This window comes from Faecalibacterium sp. I4-3-84 (genome assembly GCF_023347255.1).
GTDB lineage: Bacteria > Bacillota > Clostridia > Oscillospirales > Ruminococcaceae > Faecalibacterium > Faecalibacterium taiwanense.
This window is the reverse complement of the sequence record NZ_CP094466.1, coordinates 881,819-902,752: the sequence shown is the minus strand read 5'-3', so window position 1 is coordinate 902,752 and position 20,934 is coordinate 881,819. Positions and strand designations below refer to the sequence as shown.

At 51.8% G+C, this 20,934-nt stretch carries 35 protein-coding genes; 7 read left to right on the top strand and 28 right to left on the bottom strand.

Translation table 11 applies throughout. The features are described 5' to 3' along the window. Positions 1-9: 9 nt before the first annotated feature. The 28 genes from MTP41_RS04495 to MTP41_RS04360 form a co-directional block, all read right to left on the bottom strand. Positions 10-987, bottom strand: a complete 978-nt coding sequence (locus MTP41_RS04495; protein WP_154265945.1) for a hypothetical protein — start codon at positions 985-987, stop codon at positions 10-12. Between the two features lie 11 nt (positions 988-998). Then, positions 999-1,409 (bottom strand): DUF6966 domain-containing protein, encoded by a 411-nt coding sequence (locus MTP41_RS04490; RefSeq protein WP_002588992.1) that lies wholly within the window; start codon positions 1,407-1,409, stop codon positions 999-1,001. Beyond that, positions 1,406-2,356, bottom strand: a complete 951-nt coding sequence (locus MTP41_RS04485; protein WP_006773008.1) for a hypothetical protein — start codon at positions 2,354-2,356, stop codon at positions 1,406-1,408. Before MTP41_RS04485 ends, MTP41_RS04490 begins: the two co-directional genes overlap by 4 nt. A gap of 15 nt (positions 2,357-2,371) precedes the next feature. Then, complete coding sequence (locus MTP41_RS04480) at positions 2,372-2,671, bottom strand: DUF6881 domain-containing protein (protein ID WP_006059605.1); 300 nt, start codon at positions 2,669-2,671, stop codon at positions 2,372-2,374. A gap of 10 nt (positions 2,672-2,681) precedes the next feature. Then, positions 2,682-2,945, bottom strand: a complete 264-nt coding sequence (locus MTP41_RS04475; RefSeq protein WP_006059604.1) for a hypothetical protein — start codon at positions 2,943-2,945, stop codon at positions 2,682-2,684. Beyond that, a complete protein-coding gene (locus MTP41_RS04470; protein ID WP_015563524.1) occupies positions 2,942-3,382 on the bottom strand; it encodes an immunity 51 family protein in 441 nt (146 codons plus the stop codon). The genes MTP41_RS04475 and MTP41_RS04470 overlap by 4 nt, the downstream gene beginning before the upstream one ends. Positions 3,383-3,392: 10 nt before the next feature. After that, on the bottom strand, positions 3,393-3,638 hold the full coding sequence (locus MTP41_RS04465; protein WP_173015261.1) for a hypothetical protein: 246 nt from the start codon (positions 3,636-3,638) through the stop codon (positions 3,393-3,395). A gap of 2 nt (positions 3,639-3,640) precedes the next feature. Then, complete coding sequence (locus MTP41_RS04460; protein ID WP_050005806.1) at positions 3,641-4,240, bottom strand: hypothetical protein; 600 nt, start codon at positions 4,238-4,240, stop codon at positions 3,641-3,643. A 17-nt stretch (positions 4,241-4,257) separates the two neighbouring features. Next, positions 4,258-4,494 (bottom strand): hypothetical protein, encoded by a 237-nt coding sequence (locus MTP41_RS04455; RefSeq protein WP_156069087.1) that lies wholly within the window; start codon positions 4,492-4,494, stop codon positions 4,258-4,260. A gap of 8 nt (positions 4,495-4,502) precedes the next feature. Continuing rightward, positions 4,503-5,462: an NTF2 fold immunity protein gene (locus MTP41_RS04450; protein WP_156069089.1), complete on the bottom strand. Its 960-nt coding sequence runs from the start codon at positions 5,460-5,462 to the stop codon at positions 4,503-4,505. An 11-nt stretch (positions 5,463-5,473) separates the two neighbouring features. Next, on the bottom strand, positions 5,474-6,205 hold the full coding sequence (locus MTP41_RS04445) for a DUF4241 domain-containing protein (RefSeq protein WP_330601408.1): 732 nt from the start codon (positions 6,203-6,205) through the stop codon (positions 5,474-5,476). A gap of 221 nt (positions 6,206-6,426) precedes the next feature. Then, entirely contained in the window at positions 6,427-6,753 is a 327-nt protein-coding gene (locus MTP41_RS04440) for a DUF5713 family protein (protein WP_249236288.1), read from the bottom strand. Positions 6,754-6,789: 36 nt separating this feature from the next. Further along, positions 6,790-7,293 (bottom strand): DUF2004 domain-containing protein, encoded by a 504-nt coding sequence (locus tag MTP41_RS04435; RefSeq protein ID WP_097838499.1) that lies wholly within the window; start codon positions 7,291-7,293, stop codon positions 6,790-6,792. A gap of 13 nt (positions 7,294-7,306) precedes the next feature. Beyond that, on the bottom strand, positions 7,307-8,146 hold the full coding sequence (locus MTP41_RS04430; protein WP_097838498.1) for a DUF2262 domain-containing protein: 840 nt from the start codon (positions 8,144-8,146) through the stop codon (positions 7,307-7,309). Positions 8,147-8,158: 12 nt separating this feature from the next. Beyond that, positions 8,159-8,779: a hypothetical protein gene (locus MTP41_RS04425; RefSeq protein WP_249236287.1), complete on the bottom strand. Its 621-nt coding sequence runs from the start codon at positions 8,777-8,779 to the stop codon at positions 8,159-8,161. Positions 8,780-8,790: 11 nt separating this feature from the next. Further along, the gene (locus tag MTP41_RS04420) at positions 8,791-9,870 is read right to left on the bottom strand and encodes an ankyrin repeat domain-containing protein (protein WP_249236286.1); all 1,080 of its coding nucleotides are present in this window, start codon (positions 9,868-9,870) and stop codon (positions 8,791-8,793) included. Next, entirely contained in the window at positions 9,806-10,219 is a 414-nt protein-coding gene (locus MTP41_RS04415; protein WP_227622993.1) for a hypothetical protein, read from the bottom strand. Before MTP41_RS04415 ends, MTP41_RS04420 begins: the two co-directional genes overlap by 65 nt. A 41-nt stretch (positions 10,220-10,260) precedes the next feature. Then, positions 10,261-10,803 carry a hypothetical protein gene (locus tag MTP41_RS04410; RefSeq protein ID WP_006773020.1) on the bottom strand — a complete coding sequence of 181 codons (543 nt, stop codon included), beginning with the start codon at positions 10,801-10,803 and terminating at the stop codon, positions 10,261-10,263. A gap of 13 nt (positions 10,804-10,816) precedes the next feature. Next, the gene (locus tag MTP41_RS04405; protein WP_015563522.1) at positions 10,817-11,050 is read right to left on the bottom strand and encodes an immunity 17 family protein; all 234 of its coding nucleotides are present in this window, start codon (positions 11,048-11,050) and stop codon (positions 10,817-10,819) included. Then, positions 11,047-11,559, bottom strand: a complete 513-nt coding sequence (locus tag MTP41_RS04400) for a hypothetical protein (RefSeq protein ID WP_223383279.1) — start codon at positions 11,557-11,559, stop codon at positions 11,047-11,049. The genes MTP41_RS04405 and MTP41_RS04400 overlap by 4 nt, the downstream gene beginning before the upstream one ends. Positions 11,560-11,577: 18 nt before the next feature. Next, positions 11,578-11,856 (bottom strand): hypothetical protein, encoded by a 279-nt coding sequence (locus MTP41_RS04395; protein ID WP_024739416.1) that lies wholly within the window; start codon positions 11,854-11,856, stop codon positions 11,578-11,580. Positions 11,857-11,917: 61 nt separating this feature from the next. Next, entirely contained in the window at positions 11,918-13,033 is a 1,116-nt protein-coding gene (locus MTP41_RS04390; protein ID WP_249236285.1) for a hypothetical protein, read from the bottom strand. A 15-nt stretch (positions 13,034-13,048) separates the two neighbouring features. After that, positions 13,049-13,219, bottom strand: a complete 171-nt coding sequence (locus MTP41_RS04385) for a hypothetical protein (protein WP_008723379.1) — start codon at positions 13,217-13,219, stop codon at positions 13,049-13,051. A gap of 107 nt (positions 13,220-13,326) precedes the next feature. Then, on the bottom strand, positions 13,327-13,659 hold the full coding sequence (locus tag MTP41_RS04380) for an SLOG family protein (protein ID WP_015565821.1): 333 nt from the start codon (positions 13,657-13,659) through the stop codon (positions 13,327-13,329). Next, complete coding sequence (locus tag MTP41_RS04375; RefSeq protein ID WP_015565820.1) at positions 13,646-14,434, bottom strand: DUF975 family protein; 789 nt, start codon at positions 14,432-14,434, stop codon at positions 13,646-13,648. The genes MTP41_RS04380 and MTP41_RS04375 overlap by 14 nt, the downstream gene beginning before the upstream one ends. A 191-nt stretch (positions 14,435-14,625) precedes the next feature. Further along, positions 14,626-14,961 carry a hypothetical protein gene (locus MTP41_RS04370; protein WP_015565819.1) on the bottom strand — a complete coding sequence of 112 codons (336 nt, stop codon included), beginning with the start codon at positions 14,959-14,961 and terminating at the stop codon, positions 14,626-14,628. A 275-nt stretch (positions 14,962-15,236) separates the two neighbouring features. Then, complete coding sequence (locus MTP41_RS04365; protein ID WP_223383275.1) at positions 15,237-15,440, bottom strand: helix-turn-helix domain-containing protein; 204 nt, start codon at positions 15,438-15,440, stop codon at positions 15,237-15,239. A gap of 19 nt (positions 15,441-15,459) precedes the next feature. After that, positions 15,460-16,287 (bottom strand): XRE family transcriptional regulator, encoded by an 828-nt coding sequence (locus tag MTP41_RS04360; RefSeq protein WP_097776430.1) that lies wholly within the window; start codon positions 16,285-16,287, stop codon positions 15,460-15,462. A gap of 209 nt (positions 16,288-16,496) precedes the next feature. Between MTP41_RS04360 and MTP41_RS04355 the strand changes: the two genes are divergently transcribed. The 7 genes from MTP41_RS04355 (at position 16,497) to MTP41_RS04325 (ending at position 20,915) form a co-directional block, all read left to right on the top strand. After that, positions 16,497-16,694, top strand: a complete 198-nt coding sequence (locus MTP41_RS04355; protein ID WP_097775157.1) for a hypothetical protein — start codon at positions 16,497-16,499, stop codon at positions 16,692-16,694. 43 nt (positions 16,695-16,737) lie between these two features. Next, positions 16,738-17,019, top strand: a complete 282-nt coding sequence (locus MTP41_RS04350; RefSeq protein WP_097775158.1) for a hypothetical protein — start codon at positions 16,738-16,740, stop codon at positions 17,017-17,019. Then, complete coding sequence (locus tag MTP41_RS04345; RefSeq protein WP_097784816.1) at positions 17,019-17,726, top strand: ImmA/IrrE family metallo-endopeptidase; 708 nt, start codon at positions 17,019-17,021, stop codon at positions 17,724-17,726. Before MTP41_RS04350 ends, MTP41_RS04345 begins: the two co-directional genes overlap by 1 nt. A gap of 533 nt (positions 17,727-18,259) precedes the next feature. Beyond that, positions 18,260-18,751, top strand: a complete 492-nt coding sequence (locus MTP41_RS04340; RefSeq protein ID WP_015565818.1) for a sigma-70 family RNA polymerase sigma factor — start codon at positions 18,260-18,262, stop codon at positions 18,749-18,751. A 374-nt stretch (positions 18,752-19,125) separates the two neighbouring features. Beyond that, complete coding sequence (locus MTP41_RS04335; RefSeq protein WP_005927345.1) at positions 19,126-19,353, top strand: hypothetical protein; 228 nt, start codon at positions 19,126-19,128, stop codon at positions 19,351-19,353. A gap of 87 nt (positions 19,354-19,440) precedes the next feature. Then, positions 19,441-20,115 carry a type II toxin-antitoxin system PemK/MazF family toxin gene (locus MTP41_RS04330; protein ID WP_097771475.1) on the top strand — a complete coding sequence of 225 codons (675 nt, stop codon included), beginning with the start codon at positions 19,441-19,443 and terminating at the stop codon, positions 20,113-20,115. Then, complete coding sequence (locus MTP41_RS04325) at positions 20,106-20,915, top strand: DUF6551 family protein (RefSeq protein ID WP_249236284.1); 810 nt, start codon at positions 20,106-20,108, stop codon at positions 20,913-20,915. Before MTP41_RS04330 ends, MTP41_RS04325 begins: the two co-directional genes overlap by 10 nt. Positions 20,916-20,934: the final 19 nt, after the last annotated feature.

Here is a 20,934-nt window from a genome sequence, read left to right as displayed (position 1 = left end):
CTTCTATTGTCAATCATAGTTCTCCAACCGAATGATAGGCCGATAAAAGTCATAATCTCCGTTTAGTTCATTGTCCTCCTGCACTTCTGGCTTACAGTGGGGCGAACAGGGTAGGAAACCGAGAAATGGGCCCAGCCCACCGCAGATATTGCACCCGCCATCGCCGCCGCAGGTGGTAAGCCTATCAGCCTGCACCACTTCCCGCATATAGGGATCGTAGGCGATGGACAGGCCGAAGAAGTTGGGTTCCTCCATGTCATAGGGCCGGTTCTCATCCTCATCCATGTCCTCAAACCAGCGCAGACGCATGGAGTAGTCTAACCCATCTCCCCACGGGAACAGGGTCCGACACCCGCCGCCACACAGGTAGGCCCACTCGTCCGCCGTGGGCAGGGAGAAGCCCCTGTTTTCCAGCATGGCAAGGAGTTCATCGTAATCAGTGCGGTTATAGATCCAGGTCTGAAATCCATCTTCCGTCCGCTCAATACGGGCCGACTGATGCAAGGTAAGACTGCTGCTGTCACTCCAGGCAAAATCCCGGAACTCCTTCAGCCAGTCAGGGTGGGCAGTCAGCCTGGGATCGTCCATTTTGACTGGCTCCCAGTTAATTTCCTCCAACTCCCGGCCCACCAGCATGGGGCCAATGGCCGCTTGCCGGACGGGAGCCATGCTTTCCCGGATCATCTCCTCCGGGTTCTGCGGTTCCATTTCCCATTCCCGGAACAGATACTCCAATTCCTCCCGGCTCTCCTGATTCAGTCCCACGGCAAACTGCTCCCAGCCCAGGGTGACGGTATCGCCGGGGACAAAGACGAACTCCCGACCATCTTTCTTGAAGATGCCGGTGGTGCAGTTCTGGCCCCAGCGGTCAAAGGTATGTAGACCGAGAAAGGTCATATTATAACGAGCAGCCAGGCTTTCCATCAGTGCCTGCTTCTCGGTGGTTTCCATTTGATTAAATTGGGGGCGGAATAGTCTTTTGTTCATAACAAGTCCTCCTACAGCCTATCCAGGTTTTCCTGTAAATCGCCCTGCATCAAGTGCTGGGCAATGGCTTGGTTCAGTGCCTTATGGGGGTGATAGGCTGCCTGCTCTACATCGTGGAGGCACTCCTCCATCAATGCCTCCGGAGAAATGCCTTCCCGTTTGCCATAAAGATGGCCGAAGGCATAGCACACGGACTTGAGAAAGTCGAAAATATAGTCGTGATTTCCACGCATACTGGGCAGGTCGTTGAACGAGCCCATACCTCCGTATGCCCGAAGATGGTGGGCAACCTCCCGCCGCTGGTTCCAGTCCTGAATGTCCCGCTCCAACCAGTCGATCCAGTTTTGGAACTCTGGATGGTCTGCCAGAAGGATGGAGCGCAGACAGGTCAGAGCCTCGGTATAAATATCAGACTGTTTCATTGGCCATCGCTCCCCCAAATACCTCCATAGAGTACACCATCTTTTCCAAGGAACAACATCCGGCTGCGAAGCAGGCTGCACTGCTCCACAGCGACCTTGTTTCCGTCACAGGTGGGAATAGCCTCCTGTTTTTTCCCAAGGTGATCACCATGAGCGGTAAGGAAGTAGAATTTATCCCGTTGCTGGTATCCGCCTTGAAACAGGAAGGTATTGCCGGACGGGGCAACAGAAAAAGCTCCGCTTCCTTCGATTGGCAGTTCAAATACAAAGTCCTCTTTGAAGTTCGTCCGCACCAGCCGGAATTCATCGTAATAATAAAACCACAGGTTTTCTTCTTCGTCCAGGCTGATGGCGTAGCAGTCATAGATGGAATAGTTCTCATTCTTCCAGAGAGGAGTTCCCTCCGATGTCCATGCAATCAGGCCGCAAGCACCCAGAGGTTCATCCCAACCGTAATTACCAAATACACCTTCGTCAAAGTAGCTGGTAATGATGGTGCCATCTTTTTTTACCACACAGTCTTGAATGCCATCCCCCAGGCAGAAACGGGACAGCACAGCTCCGTCCCGGCTGACGATCCAGGCGTTCTGGTCGGGGCCGTTTTCCCGATAGGCGCATCTTGCCCCCAGCAGGAGGAAGTGATCACCTGCGGGCCGCAAATAATGAAACTGGAACTTCAAGAGGCCAAGAGGAAACAGCGTCGTTTCCAGCACCCGCTGTTCCGCCCAATCCAGCTGGATTTCCACTGCGGTATAGGTGGAAGGAGTGCTGAGCCAGTCCTTACCCTGTGTTTCGGACGGCTGTTCCATGAGAAGATAGACTTTTCCATCCCTTGCCGTGAAAAAGTCTGTCACTTCTGTGCCCTCCAGATGTTTTTCCCGGCGCAGCTGGTCCAGGTCAATGATGGAGAACAACGGCAGATTTTTGGCTTTTATAGGTTTGTTCATAGTGTCTCCTCCTGGCTACTTTAACGCTCCATCATAGGTGTGAGTTTCCCAGATGGCCTCAAATTCCGCCTTCTCTATGATGCAGGCGTGGAACTCCTCGCCCCAGACATGGGCGTTCAATTCCTCCACGGTGAGGATTGGTGTGATCTCGATGGCGCCGTCGTAAAGGGCAGGGATGTTGCGGGTGCGGCCATCCGCAAAGATGTCAATGGAGCGGAGGGCCAACCGCTCATTTTCGGTATCCACTTCATAGAGGATGACCGATGGTTCACCCTCCGGTGCGCCCTCCCAAAAGAGCTTGATATACTCGATCATTCCATTTCCCTCATTTGAACCAATGCCACCCCGTCATGGTGCCGGTTACCTCATCTATCTGTATTGCAATATCATAATTGCCGCGACAGCCCAGCAAGGCCGCAAGATGATCATTTTCCATAATCAAATCATAAAACTCAACCGCTATACCTTGGAATTCCTCTGGGATCTCCAGCACAGAAAAGAAATCCACTGACTGAGCATTTTGGAAAAATTCAATGGCCGTTTTACTGCATTTTACTACTATCCCTGTTTGAGTAGTTAACTCTCTCATGCTTCCGCTGCCTCGCTCATGTTCAGATACATCCGCATCGTTTTTTCATCGGCACAGGCCGCCCGGATCATTTTGGCCAGCATCATCAAATCGTCGATGTATTGGGAATAGACGCAGAACACATCCTCGTCGGAGTCGAAGTGAAACAGATCCATGCCGCTGTTATTTTTCTCAAACTCCCGGATCACGCCCCGGACCAGCCGTTCCCAGTCTCCGCTGCTGCCGGTCAGTCCCAGCCGGCAGAATTCTTCTGTCCGGAACCCGTCACTGATCTTCAGCAGAAGGGAGATGGCATAGGGGTGGTGGGGAATGAGAAAGAATGGCGCGATCTGCTCCGGCTTTACCCAGATTTTGAAGGGCGGACGCGGATCGGGTATCCAGGGCAAGATTTCCCATTCGTCCTCCGGTCGGTTTCCGTATTGGCAAAGGTCTTTCATAGTGTTCTCCTCATTCGATGTCGTTTCGTTCTTCTTTTACATCCAGTGGAGCGCCGTCCAGAGATGTGATCTGTGACAGTTCTGTTTCCGTCAGATTCTTCAGGAAAATGCAGTATTCATTTGGGTATCCGCCCACAAACTCCATTTTGGGCATCCCGATCTGCTGCGGGTCGGTAATCCACAGGCAGGGTTCTCCCGTTGCCCAAAAGTGAGTCAGCGTAAGAATTTGGCCGTTGTAAATTACTTTCTGTTCCATCCTCATTTCTCCTGCATTTGCCTCAGCAGCTTCACGATCCGCTCCCGGTTCTTTGCGGTTTTCATGAAGGTGGGGAGATGGTCAGCCTGGGTCATTTTCGCTCTTCCCGGCGGCTTTTCCCGCAGGTCGGCGCTGAGATAGCCGATCAAATAGGCAAGATGTTCCCGGTTGAGTGCCCAGACCGACTTACCCTGGAAGGAGGTCAAAAACCATAGTTCCAACCTGAAATAAGGTTCTCGCCCATCCCTGATTTCGCCAATATATGAAAACGCCTCCGCTGTTTTATGAACTTCTCCTGACATGGTTGTTCCACAATAGGGACAGGCCACATGGAGAACGGAAAACTGCTGCTTTGCCTCATCTTCAATATCCACCCGATAGTATCTGCCGCAGTTTTTGCACTGGTTATGGACATCATAGCGGTAGATCGTCCGGTCGCGGGTCTCCTGATGGCCGCAACTCAAACAGCGGAAATAGGCGTTATCCTCATCCGCTGTCACCACACCCGCGCCGTGGCACTTGGGGCATTTCACCTGAATGCCGGAGGTCAGGGCGTTGTATGCACTGTATGTAAAGTAGGGTTTATCGACGATTCGGCTCATGCGCCCACACACTCCTTTCATCCGTCTTTCTCTAAATAAAATCCCCATACGCAGTTGGAGAACTCTCCAGCAGCAAAGCGGTGGATCTGCCCATCAATCTCTACCTGCCAGACCTCGAAGGTATGGTCTTGATGATAGATCGGGTCTTTGACTTTTACTCGCTTGCCGGTGGTTTGCCAGTTGTAGTCAAAGATGTTCACACCGAACAATTTGCATTGACCGTCCGGGCCAAAGGTTTCATATTCCCAAGCCATGTGATGCCTCACACTTCCGTGCGCTGCCAGCCGTTCAGCCGCTCCTGCACCGCATCAATCTTCCAGCCTTCGCCCACACGCTTCATAAGAAAGCGGCGGTCAAAGCCGGTGTTTTTCTCCCTGGTGTAGATGTAGAGCTTGTTTTTGGTGATCTGCTCTGCGTCAAGGAATTCTTCCCCGTTGTAGGTGCCCTGGGCGCTGTATGAGAGGCCCAGAGGTCGATAGCCCGGACGGGGCTTTTCGCTCACATATTTCTCCCAGATCGTCAGCAGACGGGGCACTGCCTCAGCACCTTCAAACCCGGCCTGCTCCATGTACTGCTCCCACTGCGTCATCTCGGCAAAGAAAGCGGACAGCACCCTGCGGCATTCCTCCGCCGCCTGCTCATCCAGCTGGACGGGCTTTTTGGCCTTTTCCCGCTGGAGCTGGAAGAAGTGTTCCATCTGCTCCTGGGTGAATTGCACATGGGCCACTGGCTCGATGCGGTTGTTGCCAGCGATGGCCAGCAGGCCCTCATAGGTAACGGCGGTATGGTCGATCTGGATGTGGGAGAGCTTGGGGATGGAGGCCGCCTGGAGCAGACCGGCATCATCCAGCCCGGTACGGTTGAGCGTCAGAAGGTCCAGCTTGCAGCCTTGCAGAGCGGACAGACTGCTGCCGTGGATGGCGGCGTTACCGTCCAGCAGCAGATAACGCAGCTTGGGCATAGCGGAAAAAACGGGGAAACAGGCGTCAGTGAGCGCACCGTCCTCCACGCCGAAGTTGGCCATGCTTTTATGTCCGGCAAAAGGGGCAAGCAGTTCATCCGTCACCGGATAGCTTTTCACATGGAAGCCCACCAGGGTGTAACCGGCCAGCTGCTCCATGATCTCTACGGTCAGTTCCGGGACTTCAAACTGCTTTTCTCCGTCTAAGGTCAGGACACCGCTCTCCCAGTTCACTGTCCGCGCCCGTTTTGGTAATTCCATAGCGCGCCTCCTTATTCCTGCTCTTTGTAACTGGCTTCAATGTCGATGAAGCGCACATACACGGCGCAGACTTCGCCCTTTGCGTCATAGCCGAAGTAGACGGGATAGTAACCGTCACCCCAGCCAGAGGCAAAGATGGGCAGATTGCAGTCCGTGTCCGGCACCGTCCAGTTGAGCCAGTCGCCGCAGTCTCCCTGATATTTGGGGTGGGCTTTGGCGTTTTCCTCCAGGAGATCGCAGAACAGGTCGTTGTAGGGGTCGATGTCCGGGTCCTCCTCCAGCCGCTTGGCCCAGTAGGTCTTGAAGGCCGCCTGGGTCTGGATGTCCGCAACACAGCCCATTCCAGCGTCTACGCCAAAGCCAAAATACTCGTCCTCGCCCAATTCCTCGTCCAGATCCTCGTTGCCCACCATGCCCAGCTCATAGCGGACAGGCTTTTCCTGAGAAACCTCCACCTTGACGCAGGCATAGCGGTCGCCGTATTGTTCGCTGGGCACCACACAGATCTTTACGGGGTAAGTCCCGGCGGGGATGGTCTGCATAAACGGCAGAGTGTCCTCCAGCTCCACCAGCGGATCGCAGGCGAAGATCTGCCCGGTGGGGAAATGGACGGCACCGATGTCCAGTACATCCACCGCCATGTTCCCAATCACTTTCTCTGTGAAATGGGCCTCCAAGTCATCTTTACAGGTCAGTTTGTTCTTGATTGCTTCGTATTTGTTCAGCCATTCAGTTGTAGGCATATCAGTTTCCTCCTGTTGATTTTGTTTCTTGATGTACACACTCTTTGAGCCATCCCAATAGCAGTTCACACACCGGCCATCCTGAAAATGATGGTCACAATTCGGGTAGCCATAGAGAATATGGGCACATTCCGGGCACAGCCCCATCATCTGTGAGGAGCCTTTGAAAAACAGGCTGCCGCACTCATCACAAACGGCCAGTTCTTTTTCTGTCATAGGGCTCACCAGTCCCGTTCCCGGATAGCCTCCTCGGTGTCGATGGGGATGTTGAACCACTCCAGAATGTAGGCCACAGTTGCCGCAATGCATTCCCGTGCCACCGTTTCGATCTCGCTGTCGTTCTCGTCAAACTCCTCCTGGAGATCATTGATGCCGCAGACCGCCTCGTCCAGCGTTTCCTGTACCACTTCGGGGTCGGTTTCGCCGCTCTCCAACAGGTCGATGACCTTCTGAAGCTCGTCCTTTACCTTGTTCACCAGAAAAGCAGGATAGTAATCGTCCTGATACATTTCGTCCAGCAGTTTGTAATTCGGGTCAAATGCTTTCATAGGGATTGCTCCTTTCCTCGTGTATGTCAGTCACGCTCAGCTCTCATGTGTGATACAGAAAATCTCCTTGTTCAAATCAAAGTAGATTACCATCAGTTCGTCGGTAATCTCCGGGTTAAAGGACAGATCCAGAATGAAAACTTGCTGGTTCATCTCGCTATCCACCAGACTGCCGAACCGCTTGAGCTTCAAAAAGTCAACCATCTCAGCAAAGGACAGTTTGGCTGGGTCGGTTCCCGGAAAAAGTTCCGCCACAATATCCGGGCCTACATCGTCCCGATGGAACTCCATGAAAAATGTCACAACGCTATGGTAGCGGCTGTCCTCGTCTGCCAGCGCCGCTTTGATGGCGGCTTTGGCCTTCTCCGCCAATTTCTCCGCCTCATCCAGCATTTCTCCCACCGCATCCATGACAGCAGGATCGCCGGTCAGTTCTTCCTCTACATCGAAGATAAAGGGTAGTCCCGATTCCTCGGGAAAGTTGAAGATTTCCTCACCGGGTGTATATGTAAAATCAATGCGTTTACAGCTCAGTTTCATAATGTTATCCTCCTTACCCCTCAATGTTGGCAGTTTTGAGGCCCTTTTTCAAGGAGCCGTAGACCGTCACCGCATGGTCGGTGAACATCTCGTCGCAGTCAAACCAGGCAGTGAAGCTGCCGCCGGAGGTGACGGATAGACTCGTCAGGCTGATTCGCCGGGCAAGTTCGTCCTCTGTGATGGGGTCGGTTTCCGGATTGCGGGGGTTTTCCTCATCTTGGGAGAGCCAGTTGTTGGCCAGCTCGGTCAGGTTCTTGGCTGCAAGCTCCCGCATGGCCTTATCCCAGGTGTCACAGTCGGCCAGCAGCTTTTTGGCGGCGCTACGGGCGCGGGTCCAGGAGGGCTTGCTTTCGGCATTGACCTCCAGAGAAAGGCTCACATCCTTTCCGCACCACTGGATTTCGCCCTCGAAGGTATCATAGTCCTTGTCCAGTGTCAGTTCTCCCAGCACCTGGTCCTGGATCACCACTGGCTTGTGGTACTCGTCCAGAACGGCCTGGAGTTCCGGGCAGTCCTCGTGGGCCTTGACCACCTGGGAGATACACCAGGGCTGCACCACCAGATCCTTTGCCCATTCTTCTTTCATCCGGCGAATCTTCAGGCGGCAGATCTGCTCGTTTTGAAAGCGTCCCCAGCCCTTGTCACTGTGACGCTCCTCGTCGGTGACCGGCCAATCCAGTCGCTCCTCTTTGGTGCTGACCTTGCCGGTGTCACAGGACACTATGCCCAGCGTCACAACGGTCATTTCCCAAAAGTTACCTTTCCAGTTAAATCCGCCCCCAATGCAGCGATTGATCAAAGCGACCACTTCCTGCTCCTCGGACTCGTACATCTCATAAAATTCTTCAAACATAGATCATTCTCCTCATCCCTCTATATGATTGCGGTATTCCTTTTCAAGCTGGGTGTACCACCGTTTCAGCATGGTTTCCAGACTGGTCTTTCCGTTGCGATCTGTAAAAACAAGAAACTTCTGCATCAGTCTGGGGAACAGATATTTGCCCGCTTTTGTCAGATTCTGATTGAGATAGACCATCCGCAGGATACGGCCCTGCCGGTCCAGAGGGTCCTTTTTCAGCAGTTCCTTTTCAAAGCAGAAGCGCAGGAATACCACATTCTCGTCGTAGAAGTCCTCCACCACAGCCGCGCCGATGCTGGTGTAGGTGATGTCGTACACCAAACGGCTCCAATCAAATTTCTCGGCATAGAGAAGTTTCAGCGCCTTCGCCCAATGTTCCTCCGGGATCACCAGCATCCTGTGCTGGGCGGTGCTGGAGTAGCCGTGGTAGACGGGTTCCGGCTGCCCCAGCAGTTCACTCACACTGTCGGCGTAGACGAAGCACAACTCCTCGTCGAACAGACCACCGATAAAGTTACCATTGCAGTACAGCATATAATTCTTGGACTTGGCCGGAGAATAAGAGAGGTTATATTCCTGGGAGTCCAGGCTTTTATGTACCTTGTTCAGAAAGTCTATGGATGTCATGGTCTTGCTCCTTATTCCTCAAACTCACCCTCGATCATCCCGTTCAGATATCGTCCGGGATCTGCGATGAAGTCATCCCATTTGGCCAGAGGGTGGAATTCCTCATGCTCGATGTCCAGATACCACAGTTTTTTGTCCCTGGGGCTCCACAGCAGCAGATAGTCGCTGTAGTTGTCCATCTGCACCATCAGGGAGAGCAGCTTCTTCCGTTTCCAGGTCATCTCCTGCACATCCATGAAGGAGTAGAGCTCCGCCCACTTCACCCATTCCTGATCCGGGAACTCCAGCCGCAGGGGGCCGGTCTTCAAGTATTCCACCAGCTTGGCAGGCAGCTTGTAGGGCATAAGCTGCCGGATCTTTTCCTGCTTGTTGTGCCATTCCTCCGGCTCCAGGGCTTTCAGGTAGTCGGCCATCTCCTGATTCTTGTTCTGCACCGCCACGGTGTAAGGCCGGTCGCCGTATTTGTCAGCAATGGTGATGTCGGCTCCTTGCTCAATGAGCCAGCGCACCATGGGGAGATTCTTATGCCGAGCCGCTTCGGTGACAGCGGTGGGGGCGTTCGGAAACACCATGTCCGGCTTGTGGTAATTGATGTCTGCCCCTTTTTCCAGAAGCAGCCGGGCAAGTTTGGTGTTGCCCTCGGACACAGCGGCCCGGAATGCCTCGCCGCCAAACTTGTCCACTGTGATCCCAGCTTGCTCCAGCACCTGGATAGTCTCCGCTCGCTGTCCCCAGCGTACTTCCTGGAAGGCCCGCTCTTTCTGCTTCGAGCTGAGTTTTGCGGCCTGTCCAGCAAAGAGCGCCACCACCTCCGGCCCACAACAGCGGGCGGCGGTGAGCAGCAGGGGCTGTTCCTCTGCCAGACCGGGATCAGCTCCATGCTCCAGCAGGAAGTGGATCATGGGCACATCATTCCGAAAAACCGCGATCTCCAATGGCATCAGCTTGATGTATTCGCTGAGCTGGATGGGAACATCTAAATCCAGACCGCCTTGTAGCAACGCCTCCAACTTGGGAGTGTCATGGTCACAGATGGCAGCAGCCGTTTCCGGAAGGGTCTCCCAGCGGCCAATATATGCAATTTGGTACATAAGGCACCTGCTTTCGTTGTTGTTTCACTTTATAGGGAACGGTTCGGCCCAGCACCCGGCCCTTGCCAACGGCATTGGCTCCCTCATAGATCAAAAATTCCGCATTGTTTTCCAGCGGGGCATAGTCAATGGTATCTGGATATAGGGGTTGGGCATTTCCCAAAGCTGGTGTATCAAATGTACACTCGGTTCCGTCCAGAAAGCATACACCCAAATATTCTGTAGTTCCTGTGACCACAAAATGGGGACAATACTTTCCGCTGACCAGGCTGGGTGGTATTTTTCGTTTGCCGCTCCAGAAGATGACCTCCACATGGAGCACCGCCCGGTTTTCATCTGTCCCGATCACGCTGTCGCCCTCCTTTATCCCGTCATCTGGCTGCGGTATACTCAGGCCAGCTCTGCGTCCAGGATCTGGACTGGTTTTCCTTTCTCGTTCACATAGTAAAGGGCGATATAGTCGATGCCGTCCCGCTTGGCCTGCTCCCACGGCATCCGTTCACCGTTGATCAGTTCCACGGTATCCGCCTCATCCGGTTCAAAGTTCTCTTTTTCGTCCTCATAGTCAATGCTGTACCCCAGCTCCAGCACCAACTTGGAGGCGGGGATCTCATACCGCTTGAGGGGGCGGTGCTCCAGCTCGGATGGATCATGTTCATCGCAGAACATATTGTCGTAGCCATGCCGTCCACCGTCAAAGATGACGAACTCCTCGCCGCTCTCCGGGTCACGGGCTGTCACCAGTCCGGGGGCCTCGTCGCTATCTATGATATAGGATTGGGGTTCTCCTTTCACCGTGAGCAGATCTCCGTAATACCAAACCTCCAGCAGTTCATTGCCGGTGGTGGAACAAAGTATCACGGTGGGCAAACGCTTCTCCGCCCATTCTTTCACATGGCCGATGAGCCAGGTGGGATATTTCTCAGTCATCATAGTCTTTCTCCTCCTATTTCAATTTCAGCACAAATCCCCAGATACTCACCACAATCAGGAGAACACCCAACAGAAAGAACACCACCCGCCGGTATCCTCTGCTGTGGCGGTGGGCATCCCGCGTACCAGTGGGGTCGCAGAGCCAGTTCCAGTTGCGGGTCGCTCCAATTAAAATCACGGCCCCGATGAGCACCGAGGCAATATACCAATGCTCTTGCAAAAATACTGTGATCTGTTCGCTGTTCATTTACATATAACCCCCTTTTCATCATCGGGAGTTTCCCGCCGAATAAATTCCTCCCGTTCTTTCAAATCTATTTCCAAGGCTTTTTCCTCCTCAAGATATTCCTCGCAGTCCCGAACCAGCTTTTGGGCGGCTGGGTCATCCGGGGCCAGGGCCAGCCAGCGTTTTGCGTATTCATAGGCGATGGCTGCGGAGCTGTATGCCATCAGGCAGGAATAGCCCATCCGGGAGTTCCAGTAAGGGTCGTTTTCTCCCTGGGTGCGAACGGACTCCAGCAGTCGGATGGCGTGCTGGATGAGATTTCCGTCCACTTCACTGTCGGTTCCGTGCTCTCCATGATCTCCCAGGACCGCCAGATTGCTGTAAGCCCGACTCAACTTGACGGTTAGCAAATAATCTCGCTCCTGCTCCGGGATAGCCTCGATGGCCTCAATACATCGTGAGAACTCGTCCGCATCATTCCACTCCTCAGTCTGCTCCAGCAGTTTTGTTTCTTCTGTCTGATTCATCATTTCACCGCCTTTTCTGTGTTATCCCTTGCCTTTTCTGAAGTGTTCGCTGCCTCGCCAGGTGTTGACCACACAGGTGAAGATCTGGCCGCAGTGCTTGCACCGGATCATGTGGGCCATGATTTCATCCGCCCAGCCATCCTCTGTCTTTACCTTCTCCAGTGGGCAGGTGGATTCCTCTTGCATCAGTTCAAATTCCCCCTCCGACACCAACTGCTGAATGTAAGCAATACAGGCCAGATAGTCCTTTGGGGCGTCAAATTTTCTCCATGTTTGAATGTTTCGGCAGTGCTCGCACATAGTGGACGCCTCCTTACGCAAATACCTGCTGGTATTTCTCTTTTCATACTGTGCGACTTTTTCAGGTCTGCTGGTGCTGCATGGACACGATATGGCAGTCCGGGCAGAATTCCACATAGAGCGTGCCCTCCGCACAGTCAAACACCGTATCCCACTGAATCTGGGCCAGATATTTCATAAGTTTCCCGCAGTGGGGGCAGGTCGTATATTCCGCGTCCTGTACCCAGTTGGCAAAGCCACCCACCGTGTTCACATCCTGGCAGGCCGCACCGTAAAACAGGGGCACGGGCGCTTCGCCCAGCACAAAGGGATTTTCCGTGAGGGCCTTGTAGTCCTCGGGACTGACATAGCAATCCGTTTTCTCCGCCCCTTCAAAGAACTCGGAGGGAAAGACTTCCACGCCGCCATCCAGGGTAAAACTGTTAAAGGCTGGACCTTTCAAGAATCCCACACAGTTGGGGCAGCAGGTGGCAGTCAGAATACCATCCAACCCCAGAAATTTCAGCCGCTCATCCCGGCCATCCAGCACCAGCATGTCCACCATGCGTCCGCCACAGTGGGGGCATGTGTCCTCCCGTGCCCGGCCAATGCGGACGGGAGATTTCTCGCTGGTGGTTCCTTTGACCATAGGATAGCAGGTATCGAAGTTGAGCTGGATTTTCTGGCCCTCCTTGTCGAAGGTCCAGCCTCCGATCTGCGCATAGCTGGATGGGTCTACATAGAGGCCCTTGCGCCAGGGCCGGGGATTTCGCTCCAGCTCCAGCAGAGTCTCCATTGCCTTGTCATCTCCTTGCATAGCAAGGCAACTCATCAGGTTGGAGGCCGCGCTGGAATATTCTGCGGACAACAGCGCATGGATCAGACCATCCCGCACATCGGCGGGAGCATGATAATAGATCTCACAGGGCCAGAACACCTCTGCGGCCAGTGCCACTCGCTGAATCTCCGGGGTGATGGCATCATGGTAGCCAAGCAGCTGCCAAAAGTCGGCGAACTCTGGGTCCTCCATATCAGCCAGCCTCTGGATGTTCTGTATCAAGTTTCTTTGTTTTTCGACAATTTGTTCCGGCATCCAGGCCAGAGCAGCTTGCCGTTCTTGCTCGCACTTACATTTCCAACACAATCCCTCATAACCCAATGGGGTTCCACAGCTGGGGCAGGTATATTTCAGACTCATGTTCTCATACTCCTTTCAGGCAATAAAAAAGCCCCACGCCGCACTGTCATAAAGACAGGCTGACGCAGGACATGAAGAAGCCGCGTTGAAGGAGCCGCATCCACCAGCAGATGTAGTTTCTTCAACAACCAAAATATTTTTTTCGTATCTTAAAGCAGCAAATTGCTGTCCAATATATTTGTTCATAGCGGCACCATTTGTTCTGAGCGTAGTTTTATATCTTATTATATCACAGCACCCCTTCAATGAAAATATTTTGTTGGAAATGCTAATGAAAAATTTTTGTGAATTTGTTAAGGCGCAGGGGCTGTTATCTCCATAGTGTCTGGATGGATCAGAGTGATTACTTTTCCCTGATGCAAGGCATAGTTGACTGTCTGTGCTGTACCTGAGCGCAGCTTTTTCTGATTATCAAACACACCGATAAGGTACTCTGCATGATCGACCATATAATAATTTCTTTTTTTATAACTGGAAACATCCGCAGAGTGTGAAATAACAATAGAATCGTTTGCGTTTTGGATCAGCTTTTTCAATCTATGTTTACTCTGATCCGGCCATTTAGAGTCATAGCCGATGAAGGGAACTACAACGATAATTTTAATATAAAAGTCAATATGCTTCATCCGGTTCGGTAGGTGCTGCGGTAATATCGCGGTAGAAAGTAGCCCATGCAGCTTCCTCATAGGGGTGTACAAAAAAGAAGCCAATGCTCAATGGAATTGTCAGCAGAAGAACAAGAGAAATCGCCAGAGCCTCTGAACCGGTGAAATATTTGAGAACCAGAAAACCCTCGGCATACAGTGGCACCGAACAGAGCAGCTCCCAGCCAATGAAGCTGAAATCCAGACAGAACAGCCGCCATTTGTTGCCATTCATGATCCGCCGGGATTCTGTGATCGCTTCATTTGCGGTCAGCGAAGGATGCTCGGACATGATGTAAGGTGTCATCGCATAGCTGTATGTTTTCACGATTCCCGGAATCACCAACAGCAGCGACCAGAGGGCGATGTACAGACCCTGCAGGAATTTCATGCAGAAGCCATCCCACAGACGGTCTTTCTGAGAGAACAAGTCCGAGATGGCAGCATCATTTCCATCTACAAGGTTCAGATTAAAATGAGCATATCCCAGTTGAACTGCACCGCCCACGATCAGTTGGAGGACTGCCCACAGAACAATGCCGGCAAGCAGAACAGCAAGCAGCCGACCGCCGTTGGGCTGGGAGAACAGTTCAAAATGGATGTCCTTTGCCTGATTGGAATTGGATACGGCACTGTTGGAACTGCTCACAATGGTAGCACCGAGCGCACTGGCGGCAATACCTGTCAAAACAGCAGTTTTCCATTTTCCGCGCAGGGCATCGAGAGCGAGCATACGATAGTCGGCAGATACTTTCATAAAAGCAACCTCCTGTCTGAAAACGGCAAGGATTTGTGAAATAGGAAGATGATATGCCACTTTAATTTAGATACGTTTGAAAAGCTGAAAAAATTGCAGCATGAATGAAAAAGAGGCTGTTACACCGGTTTTATCCTTGTGCAACAGCCCCTTCCTTTACTTCAGCAGCTTGTCCAGTTCATCATATTGCATTACTGGAGCTTTGCAAGGATTTCTTCAGCCGTCATACCGCTGGCAAGCAGCTTCTTCAGCACATCTTCTGCTTCGCCCTTCTTTGCTTCTTCTGCTGCTTTTGCTTCGGCGGCAGCTTTTTTGTTTTCGGCTTTGGCAAGTTCCTTGGTGGCGGCTTTCAATTCTGCTTTCTTGGCTTTCAGCTGCGTCTTCAGATCATCGAGATTTGCAGTCAACGTAGCAACCTCAGATTCGATTTTCTCTTTTTTTGCGGCCTTTTCTGCAATGACTGCTACATAATCAACGCTGGCCTTTACAGTACGAGCCTTATTCTTGCTTCCCTTGGGTCTTGCCATAATAATTTCCTCCCATAAAGTGAAATAATTTGATACTTACAAGTATATTTCCAAATAGTCAGAATTGCAATAGGTAACATGAGCCGTCTTCAACTGCCAATGCAAATCTTATTCGGTATGCCCGAAGATCGTCGCAAATGTATTCCTTCAATGGTAACAATCATGGAGATTAGTGTTTATCTGGAGATTACCAAAGGATAAATAGAAGCAGTATTAAAGCCGTTCACCACGCAGATTTTCCAGCGTGGCGAACGGCTTTTTTGCTGCCCCTATATTTACAGGTAGGAGGAATCGAAGAAGTCTTTTAATGTAATTCCTAAACCCTGACAAATTCTTTCAATCGTCTCTACGCTTAACTGCCCTCCCCGACGGGCGGTGGTTTGAATCGTGGAGTACGATATTCCGCATTTCTTTGCCAATACACATAGATTCATATCACGCACTTGCATCAAATCCTGAACACGCTTGATCGTATCCACAAAAACTCCTCCCATCTTTTTAGTTCAAAACTTTTCCAACAACCTCGAATCTTTGCTCTGGAGATATAAGGATCGGCGAATATTTGGTGTTAAGAGAAACCAAAACCGGTTGGTTATGCACCACGCCATAGCTGTCGGTAAGGAACTCTGCTTGGGATTTGTCTGGGGTATGTTCATCGTATTTTTTCAGATATCCACAGTCATCATATACGAATATCCCGATATCCCCGCACTCAAGTTCTTCGCAGCGCTTCACCCATACAATCTGTCCGTTATGATAGCGTGGCTCCATACTATCACCGCTAACATATATCCCGAACTCGGCACCAGCCGGAACGCTACTGGCAGGCACTTGTATCTGCTGGAACATTTCACCCTCAAGAAAAGCTCCTAGACCTGCCGATACTGGCAACTCTGATACAGGCATCATTATGTAGTCGATTTCCGCGGGCTCTTCTGCGTCTGGCTGGTAGCGCCGGGATGCAATCAAGTCCATTTCGTACTCAGCGACTTTTTTTTGCCCGATGTCATTTAGAAGGGCGGGTTTCTGGAAGTTCTTTGTAAAGTAGGAAGGACCCTCCTTGATGTTCAATGCGTAGCAGATTGCAACTAGTTGGTAGATGCTAGGAGTGGTATAGCCTTTTTCCCATTTGCTGATTCCTTTATCACTGACATCGACGCCATAGTGACGGAGAAGTTCAGAGAAAGTTACAAGTGAATAGCCATTCCTTTTTCGTGTGCCTGCGAGAATCTGACCAACCTCATTGCTATCCCTCGCAGCGACTGCATCATAGCGCACTGTGGATGGGGCTATGTGCATTTTGGTGAGCGTGGTTTTCTTTTTCATAACAAGAACACTCCTTTGTGATCCGGTAGCTCTATTATAGTATAGAAAATATAAGAAATCAACAGGAAATCTCTAAAATGGAGACAAATGCGTAATTGACATCTCCATAAAGTGGGTGTATAATCAAACCAAATCCACAAATAACAGCCTTTTGGTGTTATTTTCGTATGGGATTGTGTTTGTTTGGCGTTTTTTTGCGAGGTGATACTATGAGAAAAGAAAATGTAAGATGTCCAATGTGCGGAACCATGAATTATGATGTGGATCTTGATGAAACCGGTGGCTGGACAAAATGCCGTCTGTGCAAAGCAGTGACCTGCTCTATGGATGAGTGGAAAAAACATACAGTGTCCGTTCCGCTGTTGAACGAAAAACAGCTCGTGGCACGCAGTATGATTCGCAAGTAATGCACGCCGTGTTTTGATAAATCCGCAAAAAGGAGGAATTCTGATGTGTGGTGATTACAACCTTCGCCGTGAGAAAAGATACGTCGAAGTGGACGTTCGTTTTACTCCTGACGGTAAGATCCGCCCTCTTGCCATAAACTATGACAAGGCTCACACTTATGGAATTGATCGTGTCTTGGCAGTCAAACATGGGACATCACGCCTAGGCGGAAAAGGTCACTGCTTCACCTGCCTGATCTGCGGTCAGAAGCGGAATCTTTGGCTTGAACGGGGCAAGTGGTTCGTGGAAGCCTACTGCTCCGTGCCGGAAAGCTGTGCTTCGTAATGGCAAGATACTTATCCCGCGCAGATCTTTCGCACATAGCGGGTAAGTATATCGACCAGTACTATACCCGTTTCGGGATCAGTAAAGATGACCCAGAACCCATTGACCCTGAACGGCTCGCAAGTTCTGTTCTTGGGCTGAATGTGAAAATGCTGCCGCTATGCAGCGATGGAAGTATTCTAGGACTGACTGTTTTCCAGAAATGCGGTTTTACCGTAACCTTGGGGGATGGGACAAAGCTTGTGGAGGTGTTCATGCCGAAGGACGTTGTAATCGATTCCGCCCTTGCGTCAGACAGCTGCACCGGATGCCGGAATTTCACGATAGCGCATGAAGCGGCGCACCATATACTGGCTGACCTGTTTCCGAACGACTACGGAAAAGCAGTCAAGTGCCGTGGGCACATTGCCTATCGGGAACGAAACGGACAGCCCTCATGGGAAGAATGGCAGGCGAATACCCTTGCAGCGGAGCTGCTGATGCCAACATTTCTGGTCAACGCCGAAATAGAACGTGCAGCGCTGTGCCTGCCAAATGGAATCCTGTACAAATCCGCATCGGACCCGAACTATGAAAGAATTCTGGAGATGGCTGCACGGATCGGGGTATCGTGGTCTGCGATCAGGATCAGATTACAGCAGATGCAGGTCATCAACGGAAAACCCATCCACTGCCATCCATTGGACGTCATTCGATTTGGAGAATAATATGACTTGGTCAAATAATCGCTCTTTTAAGAGTAAACCGCTGAACAATATACAGCAGGCACAATTCAGCATTGGCTGGAGGTTTTGTCCGGTTTGCGGACACAAGCTCTACCAAAAAAACGAGAGCTGTTCAGGCTCTATCAGCATAAAGTGCCTCAAGTGCGGTAACATAGCAACAGTTGACTTAGCCTACCGCAGACGCTGACTTTTTTAGACAAACCACAATTTCAAAAATCGGGTGCATTGCACCCTGAATATGGACTGTTCGTCACCGAGCAACGGGCCATTGCCGCAAGGCAATGTATGAAACGCGCACCAAATAGCCGGGCAACAGCTGATAGAGTGATTCTGCTTTAGAACCGCTCTGTTAGTTGGTTGTCCGGCTATTTTTTTAGCCTTCAGGTAGCCTGCTCCCGTAAAAAGGAGCAGGCTTTATGTTTGTCCGTTTTTCATGGATGCCCCAAGCGGCGAAATATCCGTAGCCTTCCAAATTTTCGACTTTTTACGACTTATCGAAAATTTGGAGGTTTACGATGTCTTTTAATAAAGGCTATGAGTTGAAGAAGTTTGAAGCACACTGGGAAAAGTTGCGCATCGAGTACGCAGCTGCGGGAATGACGAAAGAGGCCATCCAGAAGATGTACGATTATGACCGTCAGCAATTCAATTCGGAGCGTACCTTTATCGAGCGGACGCAGGAATTCACCGCTCCTGCGTATGAAAGCTCTGAGGAAGAAGCGTCGCCTTTGATGCTACGCTATCAGGATGCGATTACCGTGACAGATACTTACCACGAAACTAAAAGCCGTTTTGCATGGATTGGTGAGATTGAGAACGAGCAGTTGCTTACTGCACTCGAAACTTTGAAAACCGAAGATTTGGAAATCATCACCATGTACGCTTACGAGGGATACGACATCACTGAAATTTCTAAAGTCTACGGCGTATCTCGGCCCACTATTAGTATCAAAATCAAGAGAATTACTAAATTTTTGAAAAACTTCAATTTCAATGCTACGAATTGACCTTTCTCGTCGGCTACCAAGTGAGAGGACGATTTCCCAAGCGGCACCTGCCGCAGGGCGAAACGTCCGACCTCAGGGACCTTGAAAACTGAATAGTTCCGTCATCTGGTACTCCGATAATGATACTTCCGTAATTCGCGGCCCGGTCACAAAGCAGACGGGGTGGCTGAAATGCCAATGAAGCGGTACAAGTCCGCTGCCAGATGTTCATGCCCCACTCGCAGGGAGCCGAGGGCGAATATGCGAGACCTTTAATCATATTGATCCGGGAACTGTCGGGTACGTTCCACGCATCCGGCAGTTCCCGTTTTTTTACGTACTCTTATTTATTCTTTATCCGAATATTCACTTTTGATACATAGGAGGACACTTTTATGGACGAGTTGAACCCCACGGTGCGCGAGCAGGAAATCTACGAGGAGATGGAGCTGACCCCTGAGATGGTCAAGTCCATCCGCACCCTCTGCGGCACCTGTCTGCGGCACTTTGTGGATGCAAAGGCTTTCAAGATCGCGCTTGTACCCAGCGCTGACCGAAGCATGGACACCTGCACCGTCTGCCAGATGAGGCGCGGCTATGATTATGTGGTCATGCACCGCTGACCCCAACCATACCACCATACCTTGAACGAAGCCCGCTGTGGAACATCCGGCAGCGGGCTTTGCACATAACAACATGGAGGTACAATTTTGCAGCAAAACTGGAAATTCCAACGCGGAGACATCTTCTTCACCCATTTCGGGGCGAGCACCGGCTCGGAACAGCACGGTGACCGCCCGGCGGTCATTCTTCAGAATGACGTGGGCAATTACCACTCTCCAACCCTGATCGTTGCGACCATGACAAGCAAGGCGGAAAAGAAAGTAAATCAGCCGACCCACTGCCTGTTGGAAAACGCAGGGTTGAATATGCCGTCTGTTGTGCAGGCAGAGCAGATCTTCACCATCGACAAAAGCCGGGCACTGAAGTATCTGGGGCATCTGACCCCGGAGGAGATGCGCCGGGTCGATGATGCAGTTCGCATCAGCCTTGCGCTGAACCCTATGGGCAGCATCCAGCAGATAGAGCCTATCCGGCGCTCTACGGCGGTTTATGCGCCGCCTGAGGTGGTGGATGGCAAACCGCCTGTCTACCCCTATACGCCCATCCGGTCGTCCTTTGAGAACGCCGGAAGCATCGAGGAAATGATGCTGTACACCGAGTTGCAATCCGCGGTTCATGCCATGATCCAGCGGTTGGAATACAGCTTCACCTTCAATCCCAGCCTGCTCACCAGCCCGAAGCGTAAGCAGCAGGTGACTGAGATCTTAGAAGAAGCTGAGAAGTACATTTGGAGGATCAAGGAGGAAATGAGATGCGCCTGAACGACAATAATACTTTCATTGGCATCAACCCGCCGTACCAGCTTTCGGTCATCCACAGCAGCAAGCTGATCTACCCCCGCGAGATCTACCAGCGGGGCGTGGAGCGCAAGCGGGTGGAGCTGATTGCAAGGGATTTCAACGAGTACATCGTTAACGAGCCGAAGGTCAGCTTCCGCAACGGCAGGTACTATGTAATGGACGGTCAGCACACCATCGAGGGCTGCATCCTCCTCAACGGCGGCGAGGACCGCCCGATCCTCTGCAAGGTCTACACCGGTCTGACGATGGAGCAGGAAGCCCTGCTCTTTGCGGAGCAGAACGGTCACTCTGCACCCCTGTCGGCGGGCATCAAGCTGCGCGCCAAGGTGGTGGGCGGCGATGCGCCCTCCAAGGCGTTTGTCGCAGCCACTAACCGGGCGGGGCTTTCCCTCAACTACGACAGTATGCAGCTGAGCGACTACCGCATCGGCTGCGTGGGCACGGCGCTGAAGCTGTACGACCAGCTGGGCGAAGAGATCTACTGCGAAGCTCTGCGGCACATCGTGGAAGCGTGGGAGGGCAAACCGGATTCCTTCCGGGCGGCTGTCCTGCGGGGCGTGATGTACTTTGTGCAGCTGTATCATGGGCAGTACAGCGAGGAGCGGCTTGTCCGTGCGCTGAGCGGCGTCCATCCCATGGAGCTCTACCGTGTCAGCCGGGATAACCCCGCCAAGCTTCCGGGCTGGCGGCGGTACGTTTACCCCATCTACACCACCTACAACGGCAAGTGCAGGAAAGACGCACTGCCGATGAAGTTCTAAGCTCAAATATCTCCTTTGG

Coding starts and splice junctions, on each gene's coding strand:
- MTP41_RS04495 (WP_154265945.1), bottom strand. CDS start 987: ATGAACAAAAGACTATTCCGCCCCCAATTTAATCAAATGGAAACCACC.
- MTP41_RS04490 (WP_002588992.1), bottom strand. CDS start 1,409: ATGAAACAGTCTGATATTTATACCGAGGCTCTGACCTGTCTGCGCTCC.
- MTP41_RS04485 (WP_006773008.1), bottom strand. CDS start 2,356: ATGAACAAACCTATAAAAGCCAAAAATCTGCCGTTGTTCTCCATCATT.
- MTP41_RS04480 (WP_006059605.1), bottom strand. CDS start 2,671: ATGATCGAGTATATCAAGCTCTTTTGGGAGGGCGCACCGGAGGGTGAA.
- MTP41_RS04475 (WP_006059604.1), bottom strand. CDS start 2,945: ATGAGAGAGTTAACTACTCAAACAGGGATAGTAGTAAAATGCAGTAAA.
- MTP41_RS04470 (WP_015563524.1), bottom strand. CDS start 3,382: ATGAAAGACCTTTGCCAATACGGAAACCGACCGGAGGACGAATGGGAA.
- MTP41_RS04465 (WP_173015261.1), bottom strand. CDS start 3,638: ATGGAACAGAAAGTAATTTACAACGGCCAAATTCTTACGCTGACTCAC.
- MTP41_RS04460 (WP_050005806.1), bottom strand. CDS start 4,240: ATGAGCCGAATCGTCGATAAACCCTACTTTACATACAGTGCATACAAC.
- MTP41_RS04455 (WP_156069087.1), bottom strand. CDS start 4,494: ATGGCTTGGGAATATGAAACCTTTGGCCCGGACGGTCAATGCAAATTG.
- MTP41_RS04450 (WP_156069089.1), bottom strand. CDS start 5,462: ATGGAATTACCAAAACGGGCGCGGACAGTGAACTGGGAGAGCGGTGTC.
- MTP41_RS04445 (WP_330601408.1), bottom strand. CDS start 6,205: ATGCCTACAACTGAATGGCTGAACAAATACGAAGCAATCAAGAACAAA.
- MTP41_RS04440 (WP_249236288.1), bottom strand. CDS start 6,753: ATGAAAGCATTTGACCCGAATTACAAACTGCTGGACGAAATGTATCAG.
- MTP41_RS04435 (WP_097838499.1), bottom strand. CDS start 7,293: ATGAAACTGAGCTGTAAACGCATTGATTTTACATATACACCCGGTGAG.
- MTP41_RS04430 (WP_097838498.1), bottom strand. CDS start 8,146: ATGTTTGAAGAATTTTATGAGATGTACGAGTCCGAGGAGCAGGAAGTG.
- MTP41_RS04425 (WP_249236287.1), bottom strand. CDS start 8,779: ATGACATCCATAGACTTTCTGAACAAGGTACATAAAAGCCTGGACTCC.
- MTP41_RS04420 (WP_249236286.1), bottom strand. CDS start 9,870: ATGTACCAAATTGCATATATTGGCCGCTGGGAGACCCTTCCGGAAACG.
- MTP41_RS04410 (WP_006773020.1), bottom strand. CDS start 10,803: ATGATGACTGAGAAATATCCCACCTGGCTCATCGGCCATGTGAAAGAA.
- MTP41_RS04405 (WP_015563522.1), bottom strand. CDS start 11,050: ATGAACAGCGAACAGATCACAGTATTTTTGCAAGAGCATTGGTATATT.
- MTP41_RS04400 (WP_223383279.1), bottom strand. CDS start 11,559: ATGATGAATCAGACAGAAGAAACAAAACTGCTGGAGCAGACTGAGGAG.
- MTP41_RS04395 (WP_024739416.1), bottom strand. CDS start 11,856: ATGTGCGAGCACTGCCGAAACATTCAAACATGGAGAAAATTTGACGCC.
- MTP41_RS04390 (WP_249236285.1), bottom strand. CDS start 13,033: ATGAGTCTGAAATATACCTGCCCCAGCTGTGGAACCCCATTGGGTTAT.
- MTP41_RS04385 (WP_008723379.1), bottom strand. CDS start 13,219: ATGAACAAATATATTGGACAGCAATTTGCTGCTTTAAGATACGAAAAA.
- MTP41_RS04380 (WP_015565821.1), bottom strand. CDS start 13,659: ATGAAGCATATTGACTTTTATATTAAAATTATCGTTGTAGTTCCCTTC.
- MTP41_RS04375 (WP_015565820.1), bottom strand. CDS start 14,434: ATGAAAGTATCTGCCGACTATCGTATGCTCGCTCTCGATGCCCTGCGC.
- MTP41_RS04370 (WP_015565819.1), bottom strand. CDS start 14,961: ATGGCAAGACCCAAGGGAAGCAAGAATAAGGCTCGTACTGTAAAGGCC.
- MTP41_RS04360 (WP_097776430.1), bottom strand. CDS start 16,287: ATGAAAAAGAAAACCACGCTCACCAAAATGCACATAGCCCCATCCACA.
- MTP41_RS04355 (WP_097775157.1), top strand. CDS start 16,497: ATGAGAAAAGAAAATGTAAGATGTCCAATGTGCGGAACCATGAATTAT.
- MTP41_RS04350 (WP_097775158.1), top strand. CDS start 16,738: ATGTGTGGTGATTACAACCTTCGCCGTGAGAAAAGATACGTCGAAGTG.
- MTP41_RS04345 (WP_097784816.1), top strand. CDS start 17,019: ATGGCAAGATACTTATCCCGCGCAGATCTTTCGCACATAGCGGGTAAG.
- MTP41_RS04340 (WP_015565818.1), top strand. CDS start 18,260: ATGTCTTTTAATAAAGGCTATGAGTTGAAGAAGTTTGAAGCACACTGG.
- MTP41_RS04335 (WP_005927345.1), top strand. CDS start 19,126: ATGGACGAGTTGAACCCCACGGTGCGCGAGCAGGAAATCTACGAGGAG.
- MTP41_RS04325 (WP_249236284.1), top strand. CDS start 20,106: ATGCGCCTGAACGACAATAATACTTTCATTGGCATCAACCCGCCGTAC.